The organism is Verrucomicrobiota bacterium (genome assembly GCA_016871535.1).
Taxonomy (GTDB): domain Bacteria; phylum Verrucomicrobiota; class Verrucomicrobiia; order Limisphaerales; family SIBE01; genus VHCZ01.
In genome coordinates, this window is the sequence record VHCZ01000180.1 from 1 (window position 1) to 12,627 (window position 12,627).

Genomic DNA, 12,627 nt, shown 5'->3' on the forward strand with positions numbered 1-12,627 from the left:
TTTTGCCTGGGGCTGCGTTGCTCCTCGGTCACAGCCCCACTGGCGGGGGATGCTCGCTCGTCGCGCCTTGCCCCAGGCCAAATTGGGCGCAACGAACGTGAGCGTATTTACGAAACGGACCACTAAGACCGTGCGGACCGCAGCCTTCAGGCTGCTTCCGGCCCCGCTTTGGAGTTTGGCGTTGAAGCGGCCTAAAGGCGACGGTCCGAAGAGACGGTTCATGGGAAGCTGCCTCGGTCCGGAACACCATCACTCGCCCTTGAATCCGGTCGGGCGAGTCGTTCCCGGCGAGCCGCTCGACGTGCCTGGAAACACGCCCAACTCGGCTCGCTGGGGACAGGCTCGCCCGCCCGTCCGGTTCATGGGCAGAGTTGTGGCGGCTGACTCAGCGTCATTCGAGGAACGCGGCCGGTGAAGGCCGCTTCCAGTAAATTGCGCCACACCCGCTCTTTCGAGTAACGCCTCTGGAACCACGCGAACGCCTCCTCCACGATTCTTTGCCGCACGGCCTCGTGGCGTTCGAAGAAACGCAGGTAGGCATCCAGTTGGTTCACGTTCTGAAACGGCACGTAATGCACGAAAGGGACGAAGTAGTGCCCAATCTCTTCGTTCTCTTCTTCCAACAGGAGGACTCGGGCGGCAATCGATTCCCAGGCTCGGCCCGTAATAATTCTCGTCGAAGGCGTGCGCGCGCAGAAATTGACCATGATCCGCATCCGGCTCAGGAATGCGCCATACTCCTCGATCGCATCTCCCGCCGGCGATTTGCCTTTCATGTGGCTGGCCAGGAGCAACTGGCAAGGCACTTGACGCTCCCGAATCAACGTACACCACAGTGCCCGGAGATAATTGTAGGAGTAAACGCTGCCCAGAAAGGCGGGTCCGATTGTCCTGGGTTACCGGCCGGACTGGAAGATCGATTCCAGATAAGGGATCGGCGCGGCGAAAAGTTTTTCGGCGTGCGCCTTCGAACTCCGGCGGGACAGCGTTACGTTTTGGTGCCAGACCAAATCGGCGAATTCGCTCACATACTCGACGGCTTCGAGCGTCGCTTTCACCCAGGGATCCGGGTAATACGCGGCGAGTTTGAAGCCGAGCTGGTTCTTCAGTTCGACCAGCGTGTTGCGGTACACCTCGCGGCCAATGTGCGGGGCTGGTTCGACGCGAGCGCAGAGATCGTCAAAAATCACCACGTGCGGCCGCGTGGCGAGCAGGCAGCGCAGCAGATTGTCCAGCGCTTCGTATTGCTGGTCGGGCGTGACTCGGTCCCCCAGGAGAAAGGCGGTCGCCGGAAAGAAGAACACGCGGTAGCCCAGCGCTTTGGCGGATTGCCTCAGGAAGGCAGTCAACTCATGTTCCCGCGTGTCCGACCCGCCGAAGAAGTATTGGCGGAACACCAGAAGAATTCTCGTTTTCGCCGGCTCCGGAAGCCCGGCCGCGGCCGAAGGTTCTCCTGCGCGATACTCCGCGCTGGCGTGCCATTGCTCGAACGCCTCGTTGATGCGGCGGAGAATCTGTTCATCCGAAATCCGAAGCCCGGCGGCCCCTTCGCTGATCCTTCCGGCATAACTTCCGGGTAAAGCGCAGAGCGACGCAAGCGCCCGGCATTTTTCATGATCCGCGTTTTCAAAGCGCGAAAAGAGCCGCAGATAGATGGGGTCAAGAAGCGAATCCATTTCGCTTTCCGGATCGGGTCGGTCTTTGAGCCACCGCCGCGCCTGTTCTGCCGTGCGAGCCGCCGCCGGGAAGTCGTTGCGTTCGACCAGACAGTGAGATCGCCTGATCAAGCCCTCGATGTTTTGCGGGTCCTCCGCAAGAACAAGGTCCCACAACTCCGCTGCCTGTTCCCAGTTCTCGGACTTATGCACGAGGCGCGCCAGGGCCAGAACGGACCGGATTGAAACGGCGGACGCGTTGCGGCTGATGAACGCCGACAGAACCTTGGCCGCTTGCGGCGAGCGGTGCTGTCCGGCCAGGTGCTCCGCAATCCACAGAGCGATGGGTTCGAGCGTCACCCCGGTCTGCGCGGCGCTGTCGGCGCTTTGAGACAGTCGCGACTGGCCGGCCTCACTCATACTGCTGCCAGAGATTCCGTGTGATGCTGTGCGATCAAATCGGATTCAATCTGGCGAACCGCCTGGCCTAAGTCCAGCACTCCCGCTGCAGCGAATCTTCCAAGAATCGGTCTCGGCGAGGACTGGTGCTGCCAGCGCGAGTCGATCCCAGGCAGCGGGAATCTGCAAGTAAGGCGCGACGTGCAGAATTGAATTCTAGTTTGATCCAGCCGGGTCGAAGCCTGTAGAGTCTGCGCCACAACAACAACGCCGGAGCATCAATTTGACAATGAACGACAGATTTAAAGATCGGCCACGCAGTTCGTGGGACGTGGTTCAATTCGCCATCACCTTTTTTGGTTTGCTGATCACCGGGGCTGGAATCGTCTCCACGAGTTCAGCACTGGCAGCCCTCGGCATTCTCCTGGTCGCCTGGGGATTTGGCTATTTCGTGCTCAAGCAGTGGTAGCGTTCGCGCGCCGTTCGACGTTCGGAACGTTGTAACGCTTCAACGCACGAGCCCTTGATCGATCTTGCCAGGTTGAACGGCCTCCCGTCCCGCCGCCCAGGCGCAACCGCGGCGGATCAACTCGGACGTGCCCGCAGATCGAATGGCCCGTTCGTCATGCCCGAGCGGGGTGTGGAAAACTCGGCCGGCTCCATAACGATGCACGAAAGCCATAGGATGATCCTGTTGAGTGACTTTTGACCTCGCGCTCGCCAGAACTTCGACCGAAACGTTGCCCGTCAGACAGGTGTAGAGTTCGTCATCGGTGTCGAAGGACCCCACGCCCCGAGTCACGGGATGATTCGCTTCCAGAATCGAGACCCGAAACGGCCCGCGCGGGTCGTGGCTGTTTTTGCGATCCCACACTTTGCCGGCGAGCGTGGGAAACTCCGGCCAGTCCCGGAAAGCACCGGAGGCAAAGTGCAGCAAGAACAGCCCGCCGCCCCGTTGAACGAAGCTCCGCAAATTCTCCTTCGCCTTGTCGTTTGGGTCGGGCCGCTCCCAATTGCAGAAATGCAGCAAGACGACGTGAAATCGCGAGAGGTCCTGCGAATCGAGCCGATAGGGATCTTCCAGCACCTCGACGCGCAGGCGGCGGTCCTGCGCCAGCACTTCCTTCAGGGCGGGCGTCGTTCGGCGCCAATCGTGCGCCGGATGGTCCATGCCCGTGACAAGGAGGACGCGGATTTCGTCGGCGCCTCGTGAAGCCGCTGGAGCGGCTGTTGCGAAGGGGGCGGATTGACTGATCAGCAAAATCCCCAGCAGCAAGCTCGCGGGGCACCGGCAGTAAATGATTCGAGTCAGACAGACTCTCATGCGGTTTTCAGCTTGGAGCGTTTCTTTATCGGCGCTGCGGGTGCAACGGCTGGCGGGTCGAACGCCGCGGCACGGGTGATTTCCGAGAGCGTCTTCCGCAGCCATTCCAGAGATTTCTCGATCGAAGCGCCGTCGCATTCAATGCTCAAGGCGCCGGCATAATTCCGATTGTGCAACAGCCGCAGGCATTCGCGGATGTTCGCCGCATTCACACCGTCGCCAATCGCGCAGCAGCTCAGGGCAATGCCGGTTTGGCCGCCTCGGACGGCTTCGGCGAGTTCCCGGGAGACATCCTTGATGTGCACGTGGCTGACCTTGTCCAAGAATCGCTTCCGAAAAGCGACCGGATCGCGGCCCGCGATGAAAGTGTTGCCGGTGTCCATGTTCATGCGCAGACAGGGGCTGTCCGCGAACGCCAGCATCTCCGCCATCGTGTCGGGATTGGTCGTGAAGTAACCGTGCGGCTCGATGTTCACGATGATGTTGTGCGCTTCGGCGACGCGGAGGATCTGGCGGTAACTGCGTTTCATCAAAGCCAGCGCTTCGCTGTCGCTGAGTCCTTCCGGCCGATGCAACCCGTCGGTCGTATCGACGCACGGACACCCCGCGTGCGACGCCCAGGCGATGGCATTCGTTACGTAGGGAACGCCCCGCACCGGGCCATCCTCGCCCGACAGCGGATATATGCGGCGTCGATTTGAGAGAACCGCACGCCATATCTTTCCAGATTCCGCCGGACCAGAACCGGATCGTCCAGTAGCGATAGATGCGGGGAGTAGCCCAGGCCTTGCATGAAGCTCACCCCGTCCACCACGCCGCATTCGATGCGGTCCAGTCCGTGGGCTTTGGCCCATTCCAGGCATTTCTCGAACGGCCAATTCGAGGAGTTGAAAGCGTCCGTGTGAAATCCAATCGTCATCATGGGGCAATCCTTTCCAGGCGCCAGGCATCTTCCGCCTGGAGCGTGTAGAGAAACCGGTCGTGCAACCGATGCTCGCGTCCCTGCCAGAATTCGATTTCCTGCGGCTTGACGCGGAAGCCGCCCCAGAACGACGGCATCGGCACTTTGCCTTCGGAGAACTTGCGTTTCGCCTCCTCCCACTTCATTTCCAGGATGGCGCGCGCTGAGATCACTTTGCTTTGCGGAGAAGCCCACGCGGCAAGCTGGCTCGCAAACGGCCGCGAGGCAAAATAAACCATCGATTCCGAAATCGAAACGCGTTCCGCCGTGCCGTTGATGCAGACCTGGCGCTGGAGCGCGAGCCAGGGGAACAGCAGCGATACCTTCGGGTTCTCGCCGATGTGCCGGGCCTTCCGGCTCTCCAGGTTGGTGAAAAACACGAAGCCGCGCGCATCGAAGCTCTTGAGCAGAACTGTGCGCAGAGCCGGTTGTCCGTCGGCTGAGACCGTGGCCAACGTCAGGGCGTTCGGCTCGACGAGTTCCGCCAGGCACGCTTCCTCGATCCACCGGGCGAACTGCTCGATCGGATCTGCGCTCAAGTCTTCCCGGCGCAACGCCCCGCGCTCGTACTCGGCGCGCATTTGAGCCAGACTCGAATTCATAATAGGGCTGCGCGTTAAGTTCGCAAAACCACCCCGGCCATAAATTGATTTGAGTCAACGCAAGCCTGGGTTGGGCTGGCTAGGTTGAGCGCGCAATGCACGACACCCAACCCCTCTATGAAGCGATTCTGACGGGCCAGGCCAAAGAGGCGCGCGCTTTAACCGAACAGGCTCTCGCCGCTGGATTGGATCCGCTCGCCCTGGTCAATGAATGCATGAGCCCGGCGATGGATGAAGTCGGGCGCCGATTCGAGTGCAACGAGTATTTCGTTCCCGAGCTGTTGCTTTCCGCCCGCGCCATGAAGTCCGCGCTCGAACTCATTCGCCCTCTCCTGGCCGCGCGCGGCGCGCAGTCCAAAGGCAGGATCGTGATCGGCACGGTGAAGGGCGATCTGCACGACATCGGCAAGAATCTGGTGGCCGCGCTGCTCGAAGGCGGAGGATTTGAGGTGATTGATCTGGGCGTCAATGTGCCGCCGGAAAAATTCGTTGCCACCGTGCGCGAGAAGGACGCCCAGGTCGTCGCCTTGTCCGCCTTGCTCACCACAACGATGCTTTCGATGAAAACGACGATCGACGCGATCAAGGACGCGGGGATGCGCGATCGGGTGAAGGTTCTGGTGGGCGGCGCGCCGGTCACCAAGAAGTTTGCCGACGAAATTGGCGCGGACGGCTACAGTGAAAACGCAGCCGGCGCAGTGAGTCTGGCGAGACAGACGATGGCATCGGCGGCCTAGACTGTATCAGTTCAGTTCAACCACGAATCAACACGAATCAACACGAATTCGGACGGAGATGAACTGGTGATAGAACGAGGCGGCTTCGAGTCACGAAAAGAGGACCAGTGCGTCAACTTCGAGGAAGCGCCGGAACCCAATCCGATTCGTGTCGATTCGTGTTCATTCGTGGTTCCTGACTGAATTGTTACGGCTAACAGTTGCACCTGGCTGCCTGGATGCCGGTTGGATGAGAGGCTCAAACTATGCACGCGCGAATTCGCCAACTGGATGTCTTCGCCTCCCTCGGACCGAGCGGAAGAATGCTTCTCGCCGAAGAAATCACTCGCGAGGAACTCCGCGCTGCCTTCGAGGAGCAAGCGACGGCATTGGCGGAAGGCGGGGCGGATGGAATGGTCGTCGAAACGATGGGCGATCTGGATGAAGCGCTCCTCGCCGTCGGAGCGGCGCGCGCCACCGGGCTTCCGGTTGTCGCCTGTATGGTGTTCGACTCCGGCAAGAACCGGGACCGAACGCTCACGGGCCTGAGTCCGGAAGAGGCCGCGAGAGCACTGGCGGGCGCCGGCGCCGACGTGATCGGAGCCAACTGCGGTCGCGGGATGGATGGCTTCGCGGCGATCACCGCGCGGCTTCGGAGCGCGACGGATCGCCCTATCTGGATCAAGCCCAACGCTGGTTTGCCGGAGATCGTTGAAGGCCGCGCCGTCTATCGCGCCTTGCCGGAGGAATTCGCCGGTTGCGCTCCGGCGTTGGTTGCGGCGGGGGCCTCCTTTATTGGCGGCTGTTGCGGAACCAGTCCTTCCTTTATTCAGGCGCTTAACAAAAAACTTCACGCCGGGAAGCCATGAAACCTACGGAAACTGCGTCCACGCGACAGTGAACCAACCCCAAAAGAGTTGCGGCTCTTCCGTGGGCCGAAGCCGCAACCCCGTTGGGGTTGACCCCATGTTCCCGGAATTCCCCAGGGTAGCTCGTTCCTCGCAACCCTGGGCTTTGAGGCAGAATCCCGTTGGGATTCAGGCCGCGCGAGTTGCGTGCTAGGAGCAAAGTCCTCTGCCGCTTTGGACCTGTCCGACGGATCAATAGCGCCAGAGGACTGGCGCACTCCAAAACCTGGCGGCAAAATGGCGGTTTATGGAAAGCGCTGTCAGCTACTTGCACAGAGACTCCGCCGCCTCCGCCTTGACCACGTCCGGGTCGTAACTGGGCGCCACTTTCTGGCCTGGCGGGACGACCAGGAAATCTTCGGGTGGCCAATCCGCGTTCAGCCAGCGCTGGAGCAGACGGAGGTCGCCTTCCATTTCCCGGAACTGCCAGCCGCGTTTCACACACATCGCCTCGACTTGATCGCGCAAGCGCAAAGGCCGGGAAAATTCAAAATCGATTAACACCCCGTGAGTGTAGGTTGAGGTCCATTGGTCCATGACTTGCGAGAGGTACCGCGCCTGATCTTCACCAAATTTTTTCACCCACATCTCACAGGCCGCGCTGGCATTTCCGCTCAACGCGGCCCGGGTAGGCAGAAACATGGTTTGGCTGGGCGGCGTCTTCTCCCCCCGGCGCCGCACGCACTCCAGCCAGCCGGACGTATAATAGTAAGCGCCGGGTTGATCCGCGATGGCCTGAGCGTAACGATGCCGCGAGCCGAGAAACAACGTGATGCAATCATGCGCGCGCGGGATGACCAGCGGCGTGTGTGGCGTCGTCAAACCGTTGATGATCCCGCCGCAAAATCCGTAGCCGACGAGAATGGCGTCATACTTTCCGTCCGGCACCGCGTCAATGCGCGTCTGGAGTTGCTCCCGGCCTGAGCACGGCTCGTCGTGAAGGCCTGGGTCAGGAATTCGAGATCGATTAGGTTGGGCGATTGCGCCGCGGCGTGACAAATCTCCCGAAAAGCGATCTCACAGGCAATGACTCTTAAAAACAGGCCAGGCCGATCTTGCGAGCGTGACCAGGCTGTCGGCTTTGATTCGAGTCAAGGTGCCGGTGAATTCTGGGTAGGGCGAGTCCGTCCCGGCGAGCCGCTCGACGTGAGTGGAACACGTCCGACTCGGCTCGCTGGGACAGGCTCGCCCTACCGTTAGCGTCGTGTTTGATGGTGTTTGATAAATGCGCTCGAAACCGCGAGGGCTTTGACGTAACCTAGGCTCATGAAAGCTCACCCAAGTATCTCACGCAGGGAATGGTTGGCCGCGGCCGCGGCTGGACTTAGCCTCCACCAATTGAGCCGGGCCGCGCAGGTTTCTTCAGGCACCGAGAAATCCAAACTCGGCATGCCGGGCCTGTTTCCGGGACGCGTCGCCGCCGTCTCGCATCCGGGTTGCATCGTCAACGGCGAATTCCAAACTGAACCCATCCGCCGCATGATGGACTCTGGGATGTTGGAACTCACCGAAGCGCCGGACATTCCTTCCGCGTGGAAACTGTTCTTCGAGCGCGGCGACGTCGTCGGCATCAAAGTGAATCCCGTCGGCTCACCGCACGTCATCAGTTGCCCGCAAGTGCTGCACAAGATCATCGAAGGCCTGCAATCGGCAGGCGTGCGCAAAGAAGACATCGTCGTTTACGATCGCTACCGGGCGCAGTTTCTCAAGGCGGGCTTCCGCGATTGGCTGCCCGAAGGCGTTCGCTGGTCGTCGGCCACGGAAGATTACGATAACATTCAACAAGCGATCGCGGGTTACGATCCGGATGTTTATCTGGATTTCCCCGTGACGCTTCCCGGCTACGACATCAGCAACGTCGTCGCGCGCCGCTCGCACGCGGCGAAGTTCATCACCAAAGAAGTGAACAAGCTCATCAATCTGGCGGTGCTGAAGGATCATCAATCCGCCGGCGTGACGCTGGCGTTGAAAAATCTTTCGCACGGCCTGGTCAACAACGTCAGCCGGAGTCACGGCTCCACCTCGAATAATGTTTGCGGCGCGTTCATTCCCGCCGTGGTCTCATTGCCTGTGATTCGGAACAAAGCCGTTTTGCACGTCCTGGATGGCATCCAGGGCCTCTATCACGGCGGGCCGAGCGCGCGCCCCCAATTTGTTTGGGAGCATCGCACGCTCTACTTCGCCACCGACCCGGTCGCGCTCGACCACATCGGCTGGAAGGAAATCGACAAGAAGAGAGTCGCGGTGGGCAAGAAGCGGCTCGTGGAAGACACCCCGGACCGGTTCAGCACCTTCGTGCACCGTCAACCCGAACATGTCGAGATTGCCGGTGCGATGGGATTAGGCGTCTGGGATGAAAAGAAGATTCAGAAGATCGACATGGCCCTGACGGGCTAAACACAACGCCAGTCACTGGCCGGGGAGCGCGCGCGGCTCGCGTGCCGTGGCCGGCGCACACGCCGGCCAAATTCAATCGGGCCGAAGCGTCGCTGGTCAGTACCAAGGTTTCAACGACGTTCCGACCGGCGAGGCGCTGGCCGGAACACGCGCAGCGCGGTTGTTCCCCAATTGAACGGATTGCCCGCGATCAAGGCGAGTTTGCATCCGCTTCGTGAAGCTCACGACCGTTCTCCATGAACCTGACGGTAGGGCGAGCCTGTCCCCAGCGAGCCGAGTCGGACGTGTTCCACGCGCGTCGAGCGGCTCGCCGGGACGGGCTCGCCGCATTGGCGGGAGCGACGCCGGTGGCGGTGGAATTGGAGACGGCCACGGAGACCGCGCCGCTCGTGCTGCCGGATTTGAAAAGCGCCACGCGCACCGCGTCGTTCGGGGCTACCGATGCGCTGGCTGCGCTCGCCACGGACGGCAGCCTTCTCCTGTCTTTGGTCTATCGCGGTTCGTGGGGACCGATCCGCGTGGCGATCGAGTTGAATGGATTCCAGGTCGCCGGCCCGGCGGACGTGCGAATGCTCACGGGCGAAGTTCCCTGGGCAGCAAACACGTTGGAGAGACCGGAAGCCATCAAGCCCCTGGACAAAACCGTCGGGGTGCGGGATGGCAAGATCGAGCTCGACGTGCTGCCGTTCACGTTGCTGCGAGTTCGCATTCCTGCGCAGCAGTGAGGCCAGGAAGATATTGCTGTCTCTCAATGCCTGCCGCGACGCGCCAGACGCGCGCGTGTCATAGCTTCGCGCAGACCGCCTTGTTCCACGAACGCTTTCTCTAACGCTCGAATCTGCTGGTCCAGGAGATAGTTGGTCAGCTTGATCAAACCGAGGATAACGTTGGCGCAGATAGCCGGGTCAGGGTGTTCGATGCCTTTTTTGAAGGTTTCGTAGTTTGCGCCCGCAGTGCGGTTGAGCTCTCGCAGGCGCCTGAACGATCTGGTCAAAGGTGCGATCTTTGGGGCTTATGAAACGGCGGCAGAAATGGAGTGTGGCATCATAGACAATGAGAGCCTTTTGGTATGAGCGCAGGTTTTTATACCCGCCGTGCGGGGGGATGAAGCCGGCGGAGTTTGAAGGGACTGAAGAGACCAAAGGTCTTGGCGCCGGGTTCTTTGGCATAGGTCTCCTTGGGTCCCCTTTGTCCTTTCCTTGCATGACTCCAAATTACCAGGATCTCCAGATCCTCTACAATCTTCAAAAAAAACAACCGTCTGCTTCACCTTGGGCCTATTTCTCCCTGCCCAAAAATATTAATGCTCCACAGCGGCTTCCGCGTCGGACCGAGAAGGCTTCCACTTCGGAACAGCTCGCCCCAGACGCACAAAGTCCCATCCGCAGCCAGGGCGGCCAGTTCTTGCCACCCGCAGTTCCCAACCGCCAGCCAGTCCGAATACTGGCTCGGCGTTCGCAGATTGCCCGGCCAAAAAGCTGAACCTGGCGTCAAGCTCTGCAGATAAAGCGCGCCGTTCTTGTTGATCGCCGCCAAAGAATCAGAATGCGACGCGAAGTCAGCCCAATCCGAGCCACGGCTGATTCGCAAAGGCTCCGTAACGAAGCCGCGCTTAAGGTGAGTGCCAAGCAGATAAGGTGGAAGTTGCCCCGCCGCCCAAACAATTCCTTCCTGCTGGAGGACGAGATCCGACATTCCCACGCGCGCAAAGACCCGCCAGCCGGATCCATCCAGATTCCAGCGAACGGGGTCGGCACCGGGCCAGTACTTCCAGCCCTGCCGACCGTCCTGCCCAAGAGAGAGACCCTCGCCTCTCCACACGCTGCCGTCGCGTTTGATCCCAATGGATTCATTCTGAGAAGCGAAGATAGAAACCCAATCCGAATCCGAGCCAATGCGCGTCGGCTCGTCCGGGAGTTCCTCCATGCCGACTCCCCGCGGCCCGTATTGATGACTGCGCCATCCTCACACGGAGCCGTCCTTCTTGAGCGCCAGGAAATGGCCGTGCCCGCCAACGACCGTTTTCCAAACGACATCGGTTCCGATGCGCTCAGGTTCTGGAATCAAGGACAAACTCCTTAGAGCGTGTCCGAAAATTCCGCGGGGTCCTGTTTTCGCGCCAAAGGCCGGATGGCGAGGCGCAACGAAGGAGAATATCCTCCCTGGATCTTCGACTGAGGAGCAACGAAGCCAGGCGGCCTTTGGCGCGAAAACCCTCCGGGCGGCGGGTCTTTTGTCCGTGGCCTGCGTTGGCTCGGTCCTTACAGCCCGCGTTGGGGATGCTCGGACCTCGCCGCCTTGGCCACAGCCAAAATCCCTCGCCGCAGGACCCCGCGCAATTTTCGGACACGCTCTTAGATGCCAGCCGAAAGTCGGCTGCGAGAAGATTCTCCATAAACTTCCATCCGATTGAATGCCGACCACCCGCGTGGACGTGCTCGCCAAAGCAATCCATTTCGATGTGCCGATAAACACCCCGTCCACGGGGACCGGAATGCGAGCTTTCTCCCGGCGGATGGTCGGTGCTCCCCTGTCGATTCTGTGAGTCTCCACGTATTCATCCAGTTCTTTGATTTCATATTGTCCAGCCGCCCAAAGCCGGCCATCCGGCAGCAACACGAAAAGTTTGCGTCCGGTAGTGCTGCAAATCTTCGGACGAACCGATCCGCTCAATCGCGCCGGGCCGTGGCTTGGCTCCAAGGTCATGAACCGTTCCCACGAACGACGGTAAACCACCGCCGTCACCGTGAACGCAAACGCAAGCGTCACGATTATCACCAGGAGGTTTCGAACCGCGAGCCTCCAGCCCGTTTCCACGTGGGCGTAGTTTTTGAGTCCGAGCCAGAACAGCGCGGCCAGCATGAGCGGCCCTCCGACGTAGATGATCAACGGGGTTCCCCATGGCGGCGGATTCCGGGGATCAATTGCAGCAGCGATGGCCCAACCTCCGATGGCCATCAGCGCGAACCCGAATATCACGGCCGTGCCCATCGCATGCAGCAAACTGCGCCTGAGCGTCGAGGCGTAGAACGATACCAGCGTGATCCCGGCCGCAATCAGACAGGTCAATGCCAGGGGTTGCCACCGAGAAGGAATTGCCCTCCTCGCCTCGCGAAAAGCCCCCGGAACGGCGTCAAAACCTCCAACGCCTTTCGCCACCCAGGGCATCACGCCGCCGAGAAAAATGCCCAACAACAGCGCCACGCCGAGCTTCACCGTGAATTGAGCGCCGCGAGCCATTGGAAGGCACAACTGGCCTTCCAGCGTGCCGAGTTTGCGTTCCTCCGCCACCGCCGCGCAGCCCACCAGAAACGGGAGTCCCAACCACAGCACCCACCAGAATTCCAGCGTGGCCCGGAATGCGCTGTTGGGATCGGTTGGGTCCAACTCCACACTCCGGATGGCCACAACGATCAAATGCAGAAACAGCAAACCGGCGGCGATCACCAGGCTCAGGTGATGCGCCTGGAATTCTTTGCGGAGGAACGCGCGAATCGGTTTCCGCTTCGTTACGCCAACAGTGGGTCCTTTTCCAATCCTAAGTGGTCCATTTCATAAATACGCTCACGTTCGCGGCAAGGGATTTTTCGGCCAGACGAGGCGCGAGCGACGAGCATATCCCGAAGTGGATCTGTAAGGAGCAAGCAACGAAGTCTGGCGAAAAA

The 12,627-nt window shown here is 60.5% G+C and carries 13 protein-coding genes and 1 pseudogene; 5 read left to right on the plus strand and 9 right to left on the minus strand.

Annotated elements, in window-relative coordinates:
• Nucleotides 1-359: 359 nt before the first annotated feature.
• Nucleotides 360-806 (minus strand): glycosyltransferase family 1 protein, encoded by a 447-nt coding sequence (locus FJ398_19690; GenBank protein ID MBM3840144.1) that lies wholly within the window; start codon nucleotides 804-806, stop codon nucleotides 360-362.
• 90 nt (nucleotides 807-896) lie between these two features.
• Complete coding sequence (locus tag FJ398_19695; GenBank protein MBM3840145.1) at nucleotides 897-2,075, minus strand: hypothetical protein; 1,179 nt, start codon at nucleotides 2,073-2,075, stop codon at nucleotides 897-899.
• Between the two features lie 268 nt (nucleotides 2,076-2,343).
• Between FJ398_19695 and FJ398_19700 the strand changes: the two genes are divergently transcribed.
• Nucleotides 2,344-2,523 (plus strand): hypothetical protein, encoded by a 180-nt coding sequence (locus FJ398_19700; GenBank protein ID MBM3840146.1) that lies wholly within the window; start codon nucleotides 2,344-2,346, stop codon nucleotides 2,521-2,523.
• 39 nt (nucleotides 2,524-2,562) lie between these two features.
• On the opposite strand, the gene FJ398_19705 is transcribed toward FJ398_19700, so the two are convergent.
• Genes FJ398_19705 through pdxH form a run of 3 tightly spaced genes read right to left on the minus strand, consistent with a single transcriptional unit; the run spans nucleotide 2,563 to nucleotide 4,941 of the window.
• Nucleotides 2,563-3,516 carry a ThuA domain-containing protein gene (locus FJ398_19705; GenBank protein ID MBM3840147.1) on the minus strand — a complete coding sequence of 318 codons (954 nt, stop codon included), beginning with the start codon at nucleotides 3,514-3,516 and terminating at the stop codon, nucleotides 2,563-2,565.
• Nucleotides 3,375-4,328, minus strand: coding sequence for a sugar phosphate isomerase/epimerase (locus FJ398_19710; protein ID MBM3840148.1), 954 nt, complete (start codon nucleotides 4,326-4,328; stop codon nucleotides 3,375-3,377). Before FJ398_19710 ends, FJ398_19705 begins: the two co-directional genes overlap by 142 nt.
• A complete protein-coding gene (gene pdxH, locus FJ398_19715) occupies nucleotides 4,297-4,941 on the minus strand; it encodes a pyridoxamine 5'-phosphate oxidase (GenBank protein MBM3840149.1) in 645 nt (214 codons plus the stop codon). Before pdxH ends, FJ398_19710 begins: the two co-directional genes overlap by 32 nt.
• 95 nt (nucleotides 4,942-5,036) lie before the next feature.
• Between pdxH and FJ398_19720 the strand changes: the two genes are divergently transcribed.
• Both FJ398_19720 and FJ398_19725 read left to right on the plus strand, forming a co-directional pair.
• Entirely contained in the window at nucleotides 5,037-5,678 is a 642-nt protein-coding gene (locus FJ398_19720) for a cobalamin-binding protein (protein ID MBM3840150.1), read from the plus strand.
• Between the two features lie 245 nt (nucleotides 5,679-5,923).
• Entirely contained in the window at nucleotides 5,924-6,526 is a 603-nt protein-coding gene (locus FJ398_19725; protein ID MBM3840151.1) for a hypothetical protein, read from the plus strand.
• Between the two features lie 303 nt (nucleotides 6,527-6,829).
• On the opposite strand, the gene FJ398_19730 is transcribed toward FJ398_19725, so the two are convergent.
• On the minus strand, nucleotides 6,830-7,564 hold the full coding sequence (locus FJ398_19730) for a DUF1638 domain-containing protein (protein MBM3840152.1): 735 nt from the start codon (nucleotides 7,562-7,564) through the stop codon (nucleotides 6,830-6,832).
• Nucleotides 7,565-7,831: 267 nt separating this feature from the next.
• Here FJ398_19730 and FJ398_19735 point away from each other — a divergent pair, with 267 nt between their 5' ends.
• Both FJ398_19735 and FJ398_19740 read left to right on the plus strand, forming a co-directional pair.
• The gene (locus FJ398_19735; GenBank protein MBM3840153.1) at nucleotides 7,832-8,962 is read left to right on the plus strand and encodes a DUF362 domain-containing protein; all 1,131 of its coding nucleotides are present in this window, start codon (nucleotides 7,832-7,834) and stop codon (nucleotides 8,960-8,962) included.
• A 236-nt stretch (nucleotides 8,963-9,198) separates the two neighbouring features.
• Complete coding sequence (locus FJ398_19740) at nucleotides 9,199-9,687, plus strand: hypothetical protein (GenBank protein ID MBM3840154.1); 489 nt, start codon at nucleotides 9,199-9,201, stop codon at nucleotides 9,685-9,687.
• Nucleotides 9,688-9,710: 23 nt separating this feature from the next.
• Here FJ398_19740 and FJ398_19745 read toward each other — a convergent pair.
• From FJ398_19745 to FJ398_19755, 3 genes and pseudogenes are all read right to left on the minus strand, one after another.
• A pseudogene (locus FJ398_19745) lies at nucleotides 9,711-10,131 on the minus strand (hypothetical protein).
• A gap of 97 nt (nucleotides 10,132-10,228) precedes the next feature.
• Entirely contained in the window at nucleotides 10,229-10,888 is a 660-nt protein-coding gene (locus tag FJ398_19750) for a hypothetical protein (GenBank protein MBM3840155.1), read from the minus strand.
• A gap of 39 nt (nucleotides 10,889-10,927) precedes the next feature.
• Nucleotides 10,928-12,409 (minus strand): hypothetical protein, encoded by a 1,482-nt coding sequence (locus tag FJ398_19755; protein MBM3840156.1) that lies wholly within the window; start codon nucleotides 12,407-12,409, stop codon nucleotides 10,928-10,930.
• Nucleotides 12,410-12,627: the final 218 nt, after the last annotated feature.